General features: G+C 70.4%; 18 protein-coding genes. 14 read left to right on the top strand and 4 right to left on the bottom strand.

Annotation, left to right across the window (positions count from 1 at the left end; translation table 11 throughout):
• Nucleotides 1-26: 26 nt before the first annotated feature.
• Entirely contained in the window at nt 27-467 is a 441-nt protein-coding gene (locus DVK44_RS12615; RefSeq protein ID WP_114659760.1) for a PLD nuclease N-terminal domain-containing protein, read from the bottom strand.
• Between the two features lie 126 nt (nt 468-593).
• Here DVK44_RS12615 and DVK44_RS12610 point away from each other — a divergent pair, with 126 nt between their 5' ends.
• Together DVK44_RS12610 and mqnP are read left to right on the top strand one after the other, a co-directional pair.
• Nucleotides 594-2,045, top strand: coding sequence for a menaquinone biosynthesis decarboxylase (locus DVK44_RS12610; RefSeq protein WP_114659759.1), 1,452 nt, complete (start codon nt 594-596; stop codon nt 2,043-2,045).
• A complete protein-coding gene (gene mqnP / locus DVK44_RS12605) occupies nt 2,042-2,947 on the top strand; it encodes a menaquinone biosynthesis prenyltransferase MqnP (RefSeq protein ID WP_114659758.1) in 906 nt (301 codons plus the stop codon). The genes DVK44_RS12610 and mqnP overlap by 4 nt, the downstream gene beginning before the upstream one ends.
• 33 nt (nt 2,948-2,980) lie before the next feature.
• Here mqnP and DVK44_RS12600 read toward each other — a convergent pair whose 3' ends face one another.
• Nucleotides 2,981-3,604, bottom strand: coding sequence for a rhomboid family intramembrane serine protease (locus tag DVK44_RS12600; protein WP_114659757.1), 624 nt, complete (start codon nt 3,602-3,604; stop codon nt 2,981-2,983).
• Nucleotides 3,605-3,738: 134 nt separating this feature from the next.
• On the opposite strand from DVK44_RS12600, the gene DVK44_RS12595 reads away from it, so the two are divergent.
• From DVK44_RS12595 to DVK44_RS12575, 5 genes are all read left to right on the top strand, one after another.
• Nucleotides 3,739-4,473: a UbiX family flavin prenyltransferase gene (locus DVK44_RS12595; RefSeq protein WP_114659756.1), complete on the top strand. Its 735-nt coding sequence runs from the start codon at nt 3,739-3,741 to the stop codon at nt 4,471-4,473.
• A 93-nt stretch (nt 4,474-4,566) separates the two neighbouring features.
• Nucleotides 4,567-5,019 carry an Lrp/AsnC family transcriptional regulator gene (locus DVK44_RS12590; protein ID WP_114659755.1) on the top strand — a complete coding sequence of 151 codons (453 nt, stop codon included), beginning with the start codon at nt 4,567-4,569 and terminating at the stop codon, nt 5,017-5,019.
• A gap of 110 nt (nt 5,020-5,129) precedes the next feature.
• Nucleotides 5,130-6,308 (top strand): aminofutalosine synthase MqnE, encoded by a 1,179-nt coding sequence (gene mqnE / locus DVK44_RS12585; protein ID WP_408055316.1) that lies wholly within the window; start codon nt 5,130-5,132, stop codon nt 6,306-6,308.
• Nucleotides 6,309-6,321: 13 nt separating this feature from the next.
• On the top strand, nt 6,322-6,849 hold the full coding sequence (locus DVK44_RS12580; RefSeq protein WP_114659753.1) for a GNAT family N-acetyltransferase: 528 nt from the start codon (nt 6,322-6,324) through the stop codon (nt 6,847-6,849).
• 92 nt (nt 6,850-6,941) lie between these two features.
• The gene (locus tag DVK44_RS12575; RefSeq protein WP_228447105.1) at nt 6,942-7,250 is read left to right on the top strand and encodes a DUF4229 domain-containing protein; all 309 of its coding nucleotides are present in this window, start codon (nt 6,942-6,944) and stop codon (nt 7,248-7,250) included.
• Between the two features lie 152 nt (nt 7,251-7,402).
• On the opposite strand, the gene DVK44_RS12570 is transcribed toward DVK44_RS12575, so the two are convergent.
• Nucleotides 7,403-7,606, bottom strand: coding sequence for a cold-shock protein (locus tag DVK44_RS12570; protein WP_003967102.1), 204 nt, complete (start codon nt 7,604-7,606; stop codon nt 7,403-7,405).
• Between the two features lie 339 nt (nt 7,607-7,945).
• Between DVK44_RS12570 and DVK44_RS12560 the strand changes: the two genes are divergently transcribed.
• From DVK44_RS12560 to DVK44_RS12545, 4 genes are all read left to right on the top strand, one after another.
• On the top strand, nt 7,946-8,827 hold the full coding sequence (locus DVK44_RS12560; RefSeq protein WP_181957631.1) for a menaquinone biosynthetic enzyme MqnA/MqnD family protein: 882 nt from the start codon (nt 7,946-7,948) through the stop codon (nt 8,825-8,827).
• 72 nt (nt 8,828-8,899) lie between these two features.
• The gene (locus DVK44_RS12555; protein ID WP_114659751.1) at nt 8,900-10,717 is read left to right on the top strand and encodes a serine/threonine-protein kinase; all 1,818 of its coding nucleotides are present in this window, start codon (nt 8,900-8,902) and stop codon (nt 10,715-10,717) included.
• Between the two features lie 118 nt (nt 10,718-10,835).
• Nucleotides 10,836-12,050 carry a cyclic dehypoxanthinyl futalosine synthase gene (mqnC, locus tag DVK44_RS12550; RefSeq protein WP_114659750.1) on the top strand — a complete coding sequence of 405 codons (1,215 nt, stop codon included), beginning with the start codon at nt 10,836-10,838 and terminating at the stop codon, nt 12,048-12,050.
• A 44-nt stretch (nt 12,051-12,094) separates the two neighbouring features.
• Nucleotides 12,095-12,553 carry an imidazolonepropionase-like domain-containing protein gene (locus DVK44_RS12545; protein WP_114659749.1) on the top strand — a complete coding sequence of 153 codons (459 nt, stop codon included), beginning with the start codon at nt 12,095-12,097 and terminating at the stop codon, nt 12,551-12,553.
• 20 nt (nt 12,554-12,573) lie between these two features.
• Here DVK44_RS12545 and DVK44_RS12540 read toward each other — a convergent pair whose 3' ends face one another.
• Nucleotides 12,574-13,650: a glycoside hydrolase family 18 protein gene (locus DVK44_RS12540; protein WP_114659748.1), complete on the bottom strand. Its 1,077-nt coding sequence runs from the start codon at nt 13,648-13,650 to the stop codon at nt 12,574-12,576.
• A 381-nt stretch (nt 13,651-14,031) separates the two neighbouring features.
• Between DVK44_RS12540 and DVK44_RS12535 the strand changes: the two genes are divergently transcribed.
• From DVK44_RS12535 to DVK44_RS12525, 3 genes are read left to right on the top strand one after another with little or no spacing between them, the layout of a single operon-like run.
• A complete protein-coding gene (locus DVK44_RS12535) occupies nt 14,032-14,310 on the top strand; it encodes a hypothetical protein (RefSeq protein ID WP_162793800.1) in 279 nt (92 codons plus the stop codon).
• Between the two features lie 4 nt (nt 14,311-14,314).
• On the top strand, nt 14,315-16,555 hold the full coding sequence (locus DVK44_RS12530; protein ID WP_114659746.1) for a bifunctional polysaccharide deacetylase/glycosyltransferase family 2 protein: 2,241 nt from the start codon (nt 14,315-14,317) through the stop codon (nt 16,553-16,555).
• Nucleotides 16,555-17,643 (top strand): acyltransferase family protein, encoded by a 1,089-nt coding sequence (locus DVK44_RS12525; RefSeq protein WP_114659745.1) that lies wholly within the window; start codon nt 16,555-16,557, stop codon nt 17,641-17,643. Before DVK44_RS12530 ends, DVK44_RS12525 begins: the two co-directional genes overlap by 1 nt.
• The last annotated feature ends 50 nt before the right edge of the window (nt 17,644-17,693 follow it).

Genomic DNA, 17,693 nt, shown 5'->3' with positions numbered 1-17,693 from the left:
CTTCTGTCGCGTGCGATGACTCGCGATCACGCCTTGGGCGGGACGTCGTCCGCGCTGCCGCCGCCTTTCTCACGGCGCTCGATCTCCTCCTCGCGGCGGCGCAGGTCCGCTTCCCACTGCGCCAGGTGCGAGGAGTCGTCGGAATCCTCGGCGTCCTTGGCGCCTTTCGCGTCCTTGGTGTTCTTCGCGTCCTTCTCCGGCTTTCCGGGGTCCTTCTCGTCCTTGAGGGACTTCAGGAACTCCGGGTTGTCGTCCGGCGCGACCCAGCCGCCGCGGCGCACCGCCGACGTACGGTCCCGGCCGACGATCAGCCAGGAGATGGAGCCGACCAGCGGGAAGAGCAGCACCAGGATGGCCCAGATGGGCTTCGGGAGAAAGCGGATCTCCTTCTCATCGGTGGTGATGCAGTCGATGAAGGCGTAGATGCTGAGAGCCAGCGGCACCAGAAACATCAGCACCCGCAGCATGGAGGTCCCCCCTGCGCTTGGAGATCGAGACCGGGTGAACGGCCCCCCTGAACGTCCAGAGTAGCGAGTGCGCCCGGAGTACCGCCCCCGGCGGAAGCCGCCGGGGAGGATGACACACTGGAGCGCATGGCTTACGACGATCTTCGCTCGCTCCTCAGGGCGCTTGAGCGCGACGGCGACCTCAAGCGCATCAAGGCCGAAGTCGACCCCCATCTGGAAGTCGGGGAGATCGTCGACCGGGTCAACAAGGCCGGCGGGCCCGCGCTCCTCTTCGAGAACGTACGCGGCTCGTCCATGCCGCTGGCGATGAACGTGTACGGCACGGACCGCCGGCTGCTGAAGGCCCTCGGGCTGAACGCGTACACCGACATCAGCGACAAGATCGGCGGGCTGCTCAAGCCCGAGCTGCCGCAGGGCTTCATCGGGGTGCGCGAGGCGTTCGGCAAGCTCGGGGCGATGACCCATGTACCGCCGAAGAAGATCAAGGACGCGCCGGTCCAGGAAGTGGTCCTCACCGGGGACGACGTGGACCTGGACCAGCTGCCCGCGCTCTTCACCTGGCCGGAGGACGGCGGCTCCTTCTTCAACCTCGGGCTCACACACACCAAGCACCCCGAGACCGGCATCCGCAACCTCGGGCTCTACCGGCTCCAGCGCCACGACCGACGCACCATCGGCATGCACTGGCAGATCCACAAGGACAGCCGCAACCACTACGCGGTGGCCGCCAAGCGCGGCGAGCGGCTGCCCGTCGCGATCGCGTTCGGCTGTCCGCCCGCGGTGACCTACGCGTCGACGGCGCCGCTGCCGGGCGATATCGACGAGTACCTCTTCGCGGGCTTCGTGCAGGGCCGCCGGATCGAGATGGTCGACTGCAAGACCGTGCCGCTCCAGGTGCCCGCCCACGCCGAGGTCGTCATCGAGGGCTGGCTCGAACCGGGCAAGACACTGCCCGAGGGCCCGTTCGGCGACCACACCGGCTTCTACACGCCCCAGGAGGAGTTCCCGGCGCTCACCATCGACTGTGTGACGATGCGGAAGAAGCCGCTGCTCCAGTCGATCGTGGTCGGCCGGCCGCCGACCGAGGACGGGCCGCTGGGCCGCGCGACGGAACGCTTCTTCCTGCCGCTGCTCAAGATCATCGTGCCGGACATCGTGGACTACCACCTGCCCGAGTCGGGCGGCTTCCACAACTGCGCGATCATCTCGATCGACAAGAAGTACCCCAAGCACGCGCAGAAGGTGATGCACGCGATCTGGGGCGCGCACATGATGTCGCTGACCAAGCTGATCGTGGTGGTCGACGCGGACTGCGATGTCCACGATCTGCACGAGGTGTCCTGGCGGGCGCTGGGGAACACGGACTACGCGCGCGACCTCACCGTCGTGGAGGGCCCGGTCGACCATCTCGACCACTCCTCCTACCAGCAGTTCTGGGGCGGCAAGGCGGGGATCGACGCGACCCGCAAGCTGCCCGAGGAGGGCTACACCCGGGACGGGGGCTGGCCGGAGATGGTCGAGTCCGATCCGGAGACGGCGGCCAAGGTCGACCGCCGCTGGCGGGAGTACGGCCTGTGACCAGCGCCGCCGCGGCCCTGCCGCGGCCACCCGGCCGGACCAGGGGATTTCTGCGGCTGGTGATGATCGAGCACTCGGTCTTCGCCCTGCCGTTCGCCTATATCGCCGCGCTGACCGCGATGTTCCGGCTGGACGGCACCGTCCACTGGCTGCGGCTGCTGCTGGTCACGGTCGCCATGGTCGGCCTCCGTACGTTCGCGATGGCCTGCAACCGGATCATCGACCGCGAGATCGACGCCCGTAACCCGCGCACGGCCGGCCGCGAGCTGGTGACGGGCGCCGTGTCGGTACGGTCCGCGTGGACCGGGGCGCTGGTCGCCCTCGCCGTCTTCCTGGGCGCGGCGGCGGCGCTCAACCCGCTCTGTCTCGCGCTGGCGCCGGTCGCCGTCGTCCCGATGGTGGTCTATCCGTACGGCAAGAGGTTCACCCACTACCCGCACGCCATCCTCGGCATCGCGCAGGCCATGGGCCCGGTCGGCGCCTGGCTGGCGGTGACCGGGAGCTGGTCGTGGGAGGCGGTGATCCTCGGGCTGGCGGTCGGGGTGTGGATCGGCGGCTTCGACCTGATCTTCGCCTGCCAGGACGTCCAGGCGGACCGCGCGCACGGCGTCCTGTCCGTCCCGGCCCGCTTCGGCGTCCCGGCGGCCCTGTACGGCGCCCGCGGCTGCCACGCCGTCACCATGGCGCTGCTGGTCTGGTACGCCCTGGCCACCGGCGCCGGCGCGTTCTTCTGGGCCGGTCTGGTGATCGTCGCCGCCGCGTTCCTCTACGAGCACACCATCGTCAAGCCGCACGATCTGTCCCGGCTGAACCGTGCCTTCTTCACGGTCAACGGCTTCATCGGCATAGCTCTCTTCGTGTGCGCGCTTCTCGACCTGGCCGTCCGCGGTCTGGGCGTGTAGCCGGCCGGGCCCGAGCCGGGCCCGGCCGCGCGCTCAGCCGCGGCCGGTTATCCGCTCGTTCAGCGGGGCCTCGCGGCGGAACATGAACGCCGCCATCACCCCGCCGATCAGGCCGAAGAGATGGCCCTGCCAGCTGACCGCCGAGTTGGTCGGCAGGACGCCCCACAGGGCCGAGCCGTAGAAGAGGAGCACCAGCAGGCCGGTGACGATGTCCACCGCGTTGCGGTCCACGAAGCCGCGGACCAGGAGATAGCCGAGCAGGCCGAAGACGACTCCGGAGGCGCCCGCCGTGACGGTGTTGTCCGCGGCGGTGAGCCAGACGCCCAGACCGCCGACGATCATGATCGTCAGCACCACGGCGGCGAACCGGCGCAGGCCCGTCAGCGCCGCGAGGAAGCCGAGGATCAGCAGCGGCACGGTGTTCGACATGAGGTGGTCGAAGCCGTGGTGCAGGAAGGCCATCGGGATCACATCGCGCAGCTCACCGACCTCGCGCGGACTCAGTCCGTACGTCGTCAGCGAGCCCGTCGCGCTGTTGAACGCCTCCAGCACCCAGAGCAGCGCCACCCAGCCGATCATCACGCCGGCGGCGGCCTTCATGCGGGAGGTGCGCCCCCGCGGGGTCGAATGGTCGATGGTGCGATTCGGATACGGCATCAGGGCCCCCTCGCCGGATTCCGTCTCCTCCGGCTTCTCTCTTCTCCCGCTTCTCTTCCCGCTTCTCTCCCCCTTCCAACGTCCGGGGGACGGCTCTCGGTTCCGGCCCGGGGCCGCCGGATAGGCTCGGACGCGTGAAGCCCGGACCGTACGCAGACGACGCCACCCCCCGACCGCCCGGGGAGCCCCGGCCCAGGCGGCCCTGGGTCGTCGGGGTCTCCGGGGCGTCCGGGACGCCGTACGCCGCCGCCGTGCTGCGCGGCCTGCTGGACGCCGGCGAGAGCGTCGACCTCGTCGTCAGCCGCGCCTCGCGGCTGACCCTGCTGGACGAGACCGGGATCTCCTACCGGGACGCGCACTGGCGGGACGACCTGCGCACCTGGCTCGCGCGCGGCGCCGACGGCAGGCCGGACACCTTCGAGCCCGTGGGGCTCGACGGCGACGGCGTACGGCACTGGGGCGCCGGGGATCTGGCCGCCGGTCCCTCGTCCGGCTCGTACCCGGTCAAGGGGATGCTGATCGTGCCCGCGTCGACGGCGTGCGTGGCCGGGGTCGCGCTCGGGCTGTCGAAGGACCTCCTCCAGCGCGCGGCGAGCGTGACCCTGAAGGAGCGCCGCCCGCTGGTGGTCGCCGTACGGGAGACGCCGCTGAACGGGCAGACGCTGAAGCACCTGGTGGCGCTGGACGAGGCGGGCGCCGTGGTACTGCCGGCGTCGCCCGCGTTCTACGCGGGCGCGACCCGTATCCAGGACCTGGTGGATTTCGTCGCCGGGCGGGTACTGGACGCGGCAGGGGTGGCGCACCGGCTGTACCGCCGCTGGGAGGGGGAGCTGGGCGGCGGCTCGGCTCCCGGGAGCCCCGGCCGTTAGAAAACTGCTGATTCGCAGGCATCCCGTGCTGCATGCCTTAGATTGGCCGTGTATTCTCGCTTGATCGCTGAATAATGGAAGGCTTTAACCCATATGGACGCCGTGGACAGGCAGCTCATCCAGGCCCTCAGGGAGAACGGCAGGGCCTCGTACGCCGAGCTGGGCAGGCTCGTCGGGCTCTCCGGCCCCAGCGTCACCGACCGGATCAACCGGCTCGAATCGGCCGGCATCATCACCGGCTACCGCGCCACCGTCGACTCGGCCTCGCTCGGTCTCGGTGTCACGGCGCTGATCGGGATCTCCCTCTCGGACGCGGCCGACCACGAGGATGTCGCCCGGCGGATGCGCGACCTCAGCGAGATCGAGGACTGCTGGTTCATCGCGGGCGACGACTCGTACATGCTCAAGGTCCGGGCCGGTGACGTGGACGGTCTGGAGCGGACGATCGGCCGGCTCAGCGGCACGAAGGGCGTCTCCCGGACGCGTACCACCATCGTTCTCTCCACGAAGTGGGAGAACCGGGTCGGTGAACTGCCCGAGGAGTGAGCCGGGGAGGGGCCCGGCCGCGTCGGCCGTCGGAGGGCCGCCTCGGGCGTTGTCAGTCGGGGGGCGTAGGCTCGGACCGCCCGATTGGTAGACGTATGGGAGGCGGCCTGATGACTGCATCTGTCCAGGATGTAGGTCGCAAGCGCGAGCTGGAGGAGAAGGTCAGGGCCGGTGAGCGGCTGACCCGTGAGGACGGCATCGCCCTGTACGAGTCCGACGACCTGGCCTGGCTCGGCGGCCTCGCGCACGAGGTCCGGACCCGTAAGAACGGTGACGTGGTCCACTTCAACGTCAACCGTCACCTCAACATGACGAATGTGTGCACGGCGTCCTGCGCCTACTGCTCGTTCCAGCGCAAGCCGGGCGAGAAGGACGCGTACACGATGCGCATCGAGGAGGCCGTCCGCCTCGCCAAGGCGATGGAGGGCGAGAACCTCACGGAGCTGCACATCGTCAACGGCCTGCACCCGACGCTGCCGTGGCGCTACTACCCGCGCTCGCTCAGCGCGCTCAAGGAAGCCCTCCCGCAGGTCTCCCTCAAGGCGTTCACCGCCACCGAGATCCACCACTTCGAGACGATCTCCGGGCTCTCCGCCTCCGAGATCCTCGACGAGCTGATCGACGCCGGTCTGGAGTCGCTGACCGGTGGCGGCGCCGAGATCTTCGACTGGGAGGTCCGGCAGCACATCGTCGACCACAACACCCACTGGGAGGACTGGTCGCGTATCCACCGGCTCGCCCACTCGAAGGGGCTCAAGACCCCGGCGACGATGCTGTACGGGCATATCGAGGAGCCCCGCCACCGGGTGGACCACGTCCTGCGGCTGCGTGAACTCCAGGACGAGACCGGCGGGTTCCAGGTCTTCATCCCGCTGCGCTACCAGCACGACTTCGTGGACATGAAGGACGGCAAGGTCCGCAACCGCCTCCAGGCACGGACCTCGATGGCCACCGGCGCCGAGGCGCTGAAGACCTTCGCAGTCTCCCGGCTGCTCTTCGACAACGTCCCGCACGTCAAGGTCTTCTGGGTGATGCACGGCGTCCAGACCGCGCAGCTCGCCCTCCAGCACGGCGCGGACGACATGGACGGCTCCGTCGTCGAGTACAAGATCACGCACGACGCGGACAACTACGGCACCCCGAACAAGCTCGGCCGCGAGGACCTGCTCGACCTCATCCGCGACGCCGGCTTCCGCCCCGTCGAGCGCAACACCCGGTACGAGATCATCCGCGAGTACCCGGGCCCGGACGCGGAGCGCCGCGAGTCCCCGCAGCCGATGCGGATCTGAGGCGGTCCCGGACATGGCGCTCATCTTCGAGCTGGACCCGACGGTGGACCCCGCCCTGCGCGACGGACTGCTCGCCCTCTGGGCGGACGTCAGCAACGCGGGCGGCGCCGTCGGGTTCGTACCGCCCGTGACGCCCGAGGACATACGGCCCGAGCTGCTCAAGCACTTCACGGCGATGGCCGAGGGCCGCTCCCGGCTGCTGGTCGGGTACGACGAGACGGGCGCCGTCGCCGCGACGGCGTTCCTCACGCTCAACACCCACCGGCTGATGCGGCACTGGCTCTGGCTCTACACCGTCATGGTGCACCCCGGCCACCAGGGCAAGGGATACGGCCGCGACCTGATGGCCGCCGTCGCGGACGCCGCGCGCGGGCTGGACGGCATCGAGGCGATCCGGCTCGGCTGCCGGGGCGGCACGGGCGTGGACACGTTCTACGCGGCCTGCGGCTACAAAGAGGTCGGCCGTGTGCCGGACGCGATCAGGGTCGCCCCCGGGGACGACCGCGACGACATCACGATGCTGCTCCCGCTGCACCGCTGAGCACGTACCGAGGGAACAGGTACCGAAGGAACAGGTACCGAACGGGACGTGCTTGACTGTTCGGGCACCCCGACGAGAGAGAAGGCCCCGCCGTGACCGCTGCGAAGACGAACGCCACCATCCGGTACAGCGTCATGCGCCTGGGCATCTTCGTCGGCTCGTTCGTCGTCGTGGCCGCCCTGGTCCAGTTCGGCATCGTGCCCAAGGGCCTCGGCGCCTCCAACTTCGTCTGGGTGCTGCTGCTCTCCCTCGTCGTCTCGGCGCCGCTCAGCTTCGTCCTGCTGCGCAAGCAGCGCGACGAGATGTCCGCACAGCTCGCCCCCAAGGTCGACCAGGCGAAGGCCAAGCTGGACGCCCGTCTGGAGTCCAACCGGACCCAGGAGGACGGCGCCGTCCAGTAGGGGCGCGCGCCGTCACGGTTCGTAGCTGTTTCGTATACGGCGGCGACCTGAGGCGACCCCGCACAGGCAGGAGCCCTGCTTTCCCCACCCGAGTGGGGGAAGCAGGGCTCCTTGGTTACTGCTAAGTCGAGCGCGATCGCCGACCCGGGAGACTAGGCCGGGGTGACGTTCTCCGCCTGGGGGCCCTTCGGGCCCTGAGTGACGTCGAAGTTCACGACCTGGTTCTCCTCAAGGGAGCGGAACCCGGACGCGTTGATCGCGGAGTAGTGGACGAAGACATCCGGGCCGCCGCCGTCCTGGGCGATGAAGCCGAAGCCCTTTTCAGCGTTGAACCACTTGACGGTTCCGGTAGCCATAAGCCCTCCTTGGGCCAAAGGGTTGCCCTGCTCCAGAACCTGCAAAGAAGTCTGAAAACTACAAAAGCCTGCGGGTCACATGCTCCGCAGGCTCTGTACTGCAAGGGAAACCAAACTGCAACTTGCGGCGAGCCTAGCACGCACTCCGCGTGCAGCGGTAGAGGGAAAGATCACTTCACCCGGACGTTTGTATAGACCCCTCCGGGCTGACGAAACGGCCCCCCGGGCGGGCTCCGCCGGCGCCCCGGATCGGCCCCCGCCACCGCGCGGGTCTAGCCTCGCGATGTGGAGAGTCCCGAGGAAAACACAGCGGCAGCGCCAGCAGCGGTGGCGGAAGCGGTGACGGCGGCGGACGCCGGGGCGGGGGCCGGCGGCCGTCCGGGCCGTACCCGTCCGCGCGTCGGCCATATTCAGTTCCTGAACTGTCTGCCCCTCTATTGGGGGCTCGCCAGGACCGGAACACTCCTCGATCTGGAGCTGACGAAGGACACCCCGGAGAAGCTCAGCGAACAGCTGATTCGGGGCGAGCTGGATATCGGCCCCATCACCCTCGTCGAATTCCTCCGTAACGCCGACGACCTAGTCGCATTCCCCGACCTCGCCGTTGGCTGCGACGGTCCTGTCATGTCCTGCGTCATCGTTTCGCAGGTGCCGCTGGAGCAGCTCGACGGCGCCCGGGTGGCGCTCGGCTCCACTTCTCGTACATCAGTTCGGTTGGCGCAGCTGCTGCTCAGTGAGCAGTACGGCGTCCGGCCCGACTACTACACGTGCCCGCCCGACCTCGGGGTGATGATGCAGGACGCCGAGGCGGCCGTCCTGATCGGTGACGCCGCGCTGCGCGCCTCGCTGCACGACGCGCCCCGGCTCGGCCTCCAGGTCCATGACCTGGGGCAGATGTGGAAGGAGTGGACCGGGCTGCCGTTCGTCTTCGCGGTCTGGGCGGCCCGCAAGGACTATCTGGCGCGCGAGCCGCGGCAGGTGAGGAAGGCGCACGAGGCGTTCCTCGCCTCCCGTGACCTCTCGCTGGAGGAGGTCGGACAGGTCGCCAAGCAGGCGGCGCGCTGGGAGTCCTTCGACGCGGAGCTGCTGGAGCGCTACTTCACGACGCTCGACTTCCGCTTCGGCCCGGACCAGCTCGCGGGCGTACGGGAGTTCGCGCGCCGGACCGGACCCACGACGGGCTTCCCGGCGGACGTACACGTCGAACTGCTCGCACCCTAGGCCCTGTGTGACCCCCTAGGCTGCTGCGCAGACGAGCGAGAAGCGGTCACGGACGAGGGGGAGGCGGGGGCCATGCAGCCGCTGGAGGCAGGTGAGCCGGCGTCCATCGGGCCGTACCGGCTGCTCGGCCGGCTGGGGTCGGGCGGGATGGGGCGGGTCTATCTGGCCCGCTCCGGGGGCGGTCGTACGGTCGCGGTCAAGGTCGTCCATCCGCACTTCGCGCTGGACGACGAGTTCCGCGCCCGGTTCCGGCGCGAGGTCGAGTCGGCGCGGCGGGTCGGCGGGGCGTGGACCGCGCCGGTGCTGGACGCGGATCCGGAGGCGGCCGTTCCGTGGGTGGCGACCGGCTATGTGGCGGGCCCCTCGCTGACCCAGGCGGTCGCGGGCCACGGGCCGCTGCCCGAGCGGTCCGTACGGACGCTGGGCGCCGGGCTCGCGGAGGCGCTGGCGGCCGTGCACGGCCTCGGACTCGTCCACCGGGACGTCAAGCCGTCGAACGTGCTCCTCACCCTCGACGGGCCCCGGCTGATCGACTTCGGGATCGCCCGCGCCGTCGACGGCACGGCCTCGCTCACCTCGACCGGTGTCTCGGTCGGCTCGCCCGGCTACATGTCGCCCGAACAGATACTGGCCAAGACCGTCTCCGGCGCCGCGGACGTCTTCTCGCTGGGCGCGGTGCTGGTGTACGCGGCGACGGGGACCGGGCCGTTCGCCGGTGACTCGTCGGCCGCGCTGCTCTACAAGGTGGTGCACGAGGCGCCGGAACTCGGCTCCCTCGAAGGCGCGTTGCGGGAGCTGGTCGCGTCCTGCCTCGCCAAGGACCCGGCCGCCCGGCCCGCGCCCGAGGAGGTCGCCCAGCGGCTGGCGCCCGGCGCGGGCGGGGCGGGGGCGCTGGTCGCGGCGGGCGGGTGGCTGCCGGGGCCGCTGGTGGAGGCGGTCAGCCGGGCGGCGGTACGGCTGCTGGACCTGGACACGGCGGGGCCGGTGGACGCGCCGGGGGGTGGGCCGGGGGCCGGGCCTGTAGCCCAGGCTTCTGCTGCCTCCGCTGCCTCTGCTGTCCCGACGGCCACCGCTGTCCCGGCCGTTCCCGCTGTCCCGGCTCCGGTGGAGGACACCGGGCTCGTACCGTTCAGCAGTCCGGCCCTCACCGACGTACCGCCCGCGCCCGGGGAGCCGTTCGCGCGTCCGGTGCCCGCGCAGCGGCTGTCCTTCTCCGTCACCGCCGAGGGCGGTACGGATCCGGGTACGGCGCCGGGCGGGGCGTCCGGCGCCGGCGTCCGGCCGCGTACCCGCCGGATGAGCTGCACCATCGCCCTCGCCGTGGCGGGCGTGGTGGCCGTGGCGACCGTGGGCGGCGCGTTCTTCCTCGATCTCCTCCCGGGCGGCGACAGCGGCACCAGCGATGTCGGCAAGGGCAATGTGTCCACCCCCACCGGCGCCCCCCTGCCCGACACCGGCGCCGATCCCATGCCCGACGGAACCACCGCCGGTGACGCCGGTGGGCGTGCCACCGAGCTGCCGGCCGGCTTCGTCGGCACCTGGAAGGGGGATGTCACCACCCGTTCGGGTCTGCCCGGGGGCTCCCTCACGGCCGTGTTCAGCAAAGGCGCGAAGGGCGACACCGTCGTCCGTACGACCAATCAGGTCCCCGGCCTGGGCGACGAGCTGGCGTGCCACGGCGTCGGGACGCTGGTCTCCGTCACCGCGGACCGGGAGCTGCTGGTCACCGAGCGCCTGGATCCGGACAAGTCCTCCGTCGCCGGGCTGTGCACCGGCGGCACGGTCGAGGTGGTCTACACCCTCGCGGGCGACGGCTCCAGCGTGAGCTACGACTCGCGGGACGCGGCGGCCGGAACGCCGCACGGCACGCTCACCCCGCAGAAACGGTGAACAGTGAGCCGGCGGGGCCGGTGAGGCGGGGGCGGAGGCAGGCCGCTCGCTGGTCCGCCGGCCCGCCTGGCGTACGCTGGATCGGTCGTCAGCACCCCCTCGGGAAGGACCCGCCCCAGTGACCGAAAAGGCCGACCTTACGTCCGTGAACGTCGCTGGCGTCCTCGACCGTGCCGCCGCCGGCGGCCGGATCACGCCCGAGGAAGCGCTCGTCCTCTACCGTTCCGCGCCGCTGCACGCGCTGGGCTCCGCCGCCGACGCCGTACGCCGCCGCCGCTACGCCGGCACCGAGCACATCGCGACGTACATCATCGAGCGGAACATCAACTACACGAACGTCTGCGTGACGGCGTGCAAGTTCTGTGCCTTCTACGCCGCGCCCAAGGACACCGCCAAGGGCTGGAGCCGCGATCTCGACGACATCCTGCGCCGCTGCGCGGAGACCGTCGAACTCGGCGGTACGCAGATCATGTTCCAGGGCGGCCACCACCCGGACTACGGCGTGGAGTACTACGAAGAGCACTTCGCCGCGATCAAGAAGGAATTCCCGCAGCTGGTCATCCACTCCCTCGGCGCCTCCGAGGTCGAGCACATGGCGCGGATCTCCAAGGTCTCGGTCGAGGAGGCGATCCGGCGGATCCACGCCGCCGGTCTGGACTCCTTCGCGGGCGCCGGCGCCGAGTTGCTGCCCGCCCGGCCGCGCACGGCGATCGCCCCGCTCAAGGAGTCGGGCGAACGCTGGCTGGAGATCATGGAGACCGCGCACGGACTGGGCGTCGAGTCCACGTCCACCATGCTCATGGGTACGGGCGAGACCAACGCCGAGCGCATCGAGCATCTGCGGATGCTCCGGGACGTACAGGACCGGACGGGCGGCTTCCGCGCGTTCATCCCGTACACCTACCAGCCGGAGAACAACAAGCTGAAGGGCCGGACGCAGGCCACCCTCTTCGAGTACCTGCGCATGATCGCGATCGCGCGTCTCTTCCTCGACAACGTCGCGCACATCCAGGGCTCCTGGCTGACCACCGGCAAGGAGGTCGGCCAGCTGTCGCTGCACTACGGCGCGGACGACCTCGGCTCGATCATGCTGGAGGAGAACGTCGTCTCGTCGGCGGGGGCCAGGCACCGCTCCAACCGGCTGGAGATCATCGACCTGATCCGCAAGGCGGGCCGCGTCCCGGCGCAGCGCGCGACGACGTACGAGCACCTGGTCGTGCACGACGACCCGGCGAACGACCCGGTGGACGACCGCGTGGCCTCGCACATCTCTTCCACGGCGATCGAGGGCGGTACGGCGCACCCCGAGCTGAAGCTCATCGCCACCAACTGATCGCCACCAACTGATCGTCACCAACCGAGAGGCCGGAGTCCGCGTTGGAGACCCTGCACACCGCTGACGAGGTCCGTACGGCCTGGGACGCGGACGCCGCTGCGGGGGGCGCGGTCCTGGTGGCCGGTGACCGGATCGGCGCGATCGGTCCGTACGAGGAGCTGAGGGAACGCTTCCCGGCCGCCCGCGTACGGCGGTGGAGCGGCGTCCTCGGGCCCGCGCTCGTCCATGACGGGCCGCTGCCCGAGGCGCCGAGCCCGCGCGAGCGGATCCACGCCGTCCTGAAGCGGGGCGCGGTGGCGGTGCTGGAGGGGTACGCGGCGGAGCCGGGCGTCCGGGAGGCCGCCGCGCGGGCCGGGGTCGTGGTCCTGCCGGGCGGGCGGTCCGGGGCGCGGCGTACGGCGATCGCCGAGGCGGGCCGCGCCGATCTCGCGGTGTTCGACGCGGACGGGCGGTGTGTGGCGACGGTGTGCGCGGGGCGGCTGCTGCACCGAAGGGCCTGAGGAACTGCTGTCCCGGCGCTTCAGTCGTTACCTGTCCCGGAGAGCGCCTTCGCGAAGGCGCCCGTCTTCTGGTCGACGCCGCTGCACGCGTCCGACGCCTTGGCCGTCGACACCCCGTCCGCGCACCGCTGATCGCGGAAGGTCGCCCACATGGAGAGCGTGCCCACGCCCTTCCGCCGTGCGAACGCGCGCAGTTGGGTGGCGTCCGCGAGGGTGAAGGTCTCGCCGGCGACATCGTTGACGCCGATCATCGCGGTGATGTGCAGCGCCCGCCACGCCTTGGCGGACGACAGCCCGAGGGTGTCGGCGATCTGGTCGTGCGCGGCCTCGGCGGCGCTCTCGGCGTAGTCGCCCATGTCGCCGGTGTTCGAGGTGCTGTAGTTCATGGCCATGATGTTGACGGCCGAGATGTCCACGCCCTGTTTCACGGCGTCGCTGAGGACGGCCGTCGCGGTCTTCTCCAGGCCGTCGGGCATCACCGGCAGGGTGTACGTGATGTCGAGGTCGCGGGCGCTCTGGAGCTGGGCGAGCGCCTTGTTCCGCAGGGATATCGAGGCCGTGTCGGTGAGGGCGTCGCCCTCGATGTCGAAGTCGGCCTTGGCCGCGCCGACCGCGTCGAGCGCCTTCGCGTACGCCGCCGCGAGCTTGTCGGCGCTGCCGCAGGCGAGCGCGAGTTCGGTGCCGGCGGCGCCGCCGAAGGAGACCCGGAGGTCGGCGCCGGAGGACGTCAGCTTCGCCGTACGGGCTGCCACGGCCGCGCTGCCGTACGCCGCCGTACCGCCCCAGGCGGGGGCGCACGTGGCGCTGCCGTCCGTGCTGTCGGCCACCGCGAAGGCGAGGTTGTACGTGGCCGGGGAGCCGGTCGCGTCGGTGCTCGCGGCGGTGGTGGCGCTGACGTACGGGGCGTAGCCGGTCGGGGCGGTGGCGGTGCCCGCGCCCGTATCGCCGGCGGGCCCGCCGGGACCGGACGGCCCGCCCTTGGGCGCGGAGCCCTGGCCGGTGTCGGCGGCCGTACCCGTCGAGCAGCCCGCGCAGGCCAGGATCAGCGCGACCGCTCCGGCCCGCAACACTGCCGTCCGGTTCGGAAAACTCCGCATGGTGAATGCACCCGCTCTCGTGATTTCCGTCGCGGAATGAAGGACAAGAGGACGGGGCGAGCCTCTCACGGGCGAATGGGGTGACGGACCGCACAGCGCTTCGGAAAGCTGTTCGGTATCTTCCGCCAACTGCCCTTTTCGCGCTGCCGGTTATGGGGTGCGGAGAGTACCCCGGACGGTGGTCCGCACGGCGCTTTTCTCAGCTCATTGACAGGGATGGACCGCATTCATAGCAATGCCGACCACGAGGCACAGGATTCACACATAACCAACGGCCAACGTGCTCGCATGCATTCCGACTCCGCCCTTGAGAACCGATCAGCGCCGCGTGGCCGCCGCCGTCGCAAGCGTGGCACCGGCCACCGGGAAGGCCCCGTATTCGTGGACACGTCAGGACGCAGGTCCCGGCTGCTGCGCCGCGCGGGGGTGGTGTTCGGCATCGTCTGCATCGGCTATGTCGCCGTGCTCGGGCTCGCCTTCATGGGCGGGATCTCCCTGACGCCCTCGGAGATCTCGCCGTTCAACGGCGGTCCGGCGGCGGCGGAGGGTGGTGGCGGTGGTGGCGGCGCCGGGAACGTACCGCCGGGGGAGGGGGCGCCGCCGAGCGGGATGCCGAGCGGTGCGCCCTCTCCCGCTGCTTCGACCGCCAGCGGCAACTGATCCGATGACCGAGAACACCACCGGCAGCCGTAAACGCCGTCACGCCACCCCCAGCCGTATCGAGCAGGTCCGCCGCCAGGCGATCCCCAAGCCGCGTGTGATCGTGGCCCTGCTGCTCCTCGTCGGGCTGGTCAGTGTGCTGCTGCTCGACGGCTATCTGCGCTCCGAGGTCGGGGGCGACCAGCGCGTACGGTCCGACGCGAGCAGCAGCGAGGTCCCCGAGTCGGTCGCTGACGGCGGGCCCTTCCTGACCTTCGAGAACGGGCGTCCGCGCACGCAGTCCGTGGCCGACAGAACCATCGTTCTGACATTTGATGACGGCCCGGATCCCGAGTACACCGACCAGGTTCTCAAGATCCTTGACGACAATGACGTCCCCGGCACTTTCTTTCTGATCGGCTCCATGATTTCCCGCTATCCGGGCGTGGTGAAGAAGATGGTCGCGGACGGGAACGAGGTCGGTGTCCATACGTTCACCCATGTCGATCTCTCGTATCAGAGCGCGGCCCGCGTCAAGCGCGAAATAGCGCAGACCCAGCTGGCGTTGGCGGGCGCGGCGGGAATTACGACGACGCTCTTCCGGGCTCCGTACTCCTCCACGAACGACGCGATCGACAACGAGAGCTGGCCTGTCTATCAGCGGCTCGGCGCGATGGGATACACCAGCGTCTTCATCGACACCGACAGCGAGGACTGGCAGCTGCCGGGGGTCGACAAGATCATCAAGTGGGCGACACCGAAGAGCGGCAAGGGCGCGGCGGTGCTCTTCCACGACGCGGGCGGCGACCGCGAGGAGACGCTGACCGCGCTGCCCAAGTACATCAAGCGGATGAAGGCGAAGGGCTACACCTTCACCACGGTCAGCGGCGCCCAGCAGCAGGACCGGCAGCAGGCGGGAGACACGTTCGGTGGCCCGCAGGACGGCGCTCAGGGCAATCTCCTCCAGGCCGCCCATCACAAAGCCACCGGCACCACCCTCTGGGAGGGCCGCGCGCTGATCGCCGCCGTAGCCGTCGCCGAGTGGTCCGTACCCGGTCTCGCGGTCGGTCTCGCGGTCGTCGGTGTCGCCGTGATGGGCCGCTTCGGGCTGATGCTCGTCCTCGCCCGCCGCCACTACCGGCAGCGCAACAGACGGCGCTTCGCGTGGGGGCCGCCGGTGTACGAGCCGGTGAGCGTCATCGTGCCCGCGTACAACGAGAAGGAGTGCATCGCCAACACCCTCAACTCCCTGGCCGCGAGCACCCACCCCATCGAGATCGTCCTCGTGGACGACGGCTCCACCGACGGTACGGCCGAGATCGCGGAGGCCCTGGGGCTGCCCAACCTCCGCGTCATCCGCCAGGAGAACGCCGGGAAGTCCGCCGCGCTCAACAACGGGGTGCGGCAGGCCCGTTACGACATCGTCGTGATGATGGACGGCGACACCGTCTTCGAGCCGGACACCGTACGCCTGCTCGTGCAGCCCTTCGGCGACCCGGGGATCGGCGCGGTCGCCGGCAACGCCAAGGTCGGCAACCGCGACACCCTGATCGGCGCCTGGCAGCACATCGAGTACGTGATGGGCTTCAACCTCGACCGCCGTATGTACGACCTGCTGCGCTGCATGCCCACCATCCCCGGCGCGATCGGCGCCTTCCGCCGGGAGGCGGTCCTCGCGGTCGGCGGGATGAGCGAGGACACCCTCGCCGAGGACACCGACATCACCATCGCCCTCCACCGGGCCGGCTGGCGTGTCGTCTACGCGGAGCACGCGCGCGCCTGGACCGAGGCGCCCGCGAGCATCGGCCAGCTGTGGCGGCAGCGCTACCGCTGGAGTTACGGCACGATGCAGGCGCTGTGGAAGCACCGCCGGTCGGTGCTGGACCGGGGGCCCTCGGGCCGGTTCGGCCGGGTGGGGATGCCGCTCGTGGTGCTCTTCCAGGTGGTCACGCCGGTCTTCGCGCCCCTTATCGACGTGTTCACCGTGTACGCGATGATCTTCGTGGACTTCAAGGCGTCGCTGCTGGCGTGGCTGGCCGTACTGCTCGTCCAACTGCTCTGTGCCGCGTACGCGTTCCGGCTCGACCGGGAGAAGTACCGCTATCTGCTGATGCTGCCGCTCCAGCAGATCGCCTACCGGCAGCTGATGTATCTCGTGCTGATCCACTCCAGCGTCACGGCGCTCACCGGCGGCCGGCTGCGCTGGCAGAAGCTCAAGCGCACCGGCGAGGTCGGCACACCGCGCGCCGGGGCGGGGGCGCTCTGATGGCGGGCGCGCACCGCAGAGGGACGCGGGCGGTGGCCGCGAAGGGCGCGTCCACCCAGGCGCCCGGTGGCGCGGGCCGCGACCGGTACTTCGACGCGCTGCGCGCCTTCGCGCTGGTCCGGGTGGTGACGTACCACACCTTCGAGTGGCCGTGGCTGGGGCTGGTCTTCCCGTCGATGGGCGTGATGTTCGCGCTCGCCGGGTCGCTGATGGCGCGCTCGCTGGAGCGGCCGGCCGGGCGGGTGATCCGGAGCCGGCTGCGTCGGCTGCTGATTCCGCTGTGGGTGTTCGCGCTGGTCATCGGGGTGGCGATGGCGAAGCACGGGTGGCTGCCGGGGGCGGACGCCCTCTACTGGGTGCTGCCGGTGGGGGATCCGCCGGGCAACGCGTGGGGCGAGCAGGCGTGGGCGGTGCTCTGGTATCTGCGCACGTATCTCTGGTTCGTACTGCTGTCGCCGGTGCTGCTGCGGGTGTTCCGGCTCGCGCCCCTTCCCGTGCTGCTGCTCTCCCTTCTCCCGGTCGTCGTGTTCGAGACGGTGTGGAGCGTGCCGGACGGGCGGCTCGGCAGCGCGCTCAGCGATCTGTCGGTCTTCCTGTTCTGCTGGCTGCTCGGCTTCGCGCACCGCGACGGGGTGCTCGACCGGCTGCGGCCGGGCGCGGTGACCGGGGCGGCGCTGCCGCTGATGGCGGCCGGCGGCTGGTGGGCCTTCGGCCATCAGGTCGACGGTACGTACGACCTGGACGACATCCCGCTTGCGCAGGCGCTGTGGTCCGGGGGGTTCGTCCTGCTGCTGCTGAGGTTCCGGCCGGACTTCGGCGCGCTCGCGCGGTGGCCGGTGGCCGACCGGATCGTGAAGATCTTCAACGCCCGCGCGGTGACGGTCTATCTCTGGCACGAGGTGGCACTGATGGTGTCCGTACCGCTGATCGATCTGATGTGGAACATCCCGGCCTTCGAGCAGGATCTGCCGCTCGACAGCCAGTGGTTCCAGTTCGGGATCGCGTGGGTGCTGATCGCCGTCGCGGTCGGGCTCTTCGGCTGGGTGGAGGACGTCGCCGCGAAACGGGCACCGAGGCTGCTGCCCTGACGGCCCTGACGGCCCTGACAGGGGAGGCGCGGGGGGCGCCCTGCCACAAT

The organism is Streptomyces paludis, from assembly GCF_003344965.1.
In the GTDB taxonomy this organism is placed as follows: domain Bacteria; phylum Actinomycetota; class Actinomycetes; order Streptomycetales; family Streptomycetaceae; genus Streptomyces; species Streptomyces paludis.
The sequence above is the reverse complement of the archived record's forward strand: the minus strand, read 5'-3'. Positions and strand labels throughout refer to the sequence as shown.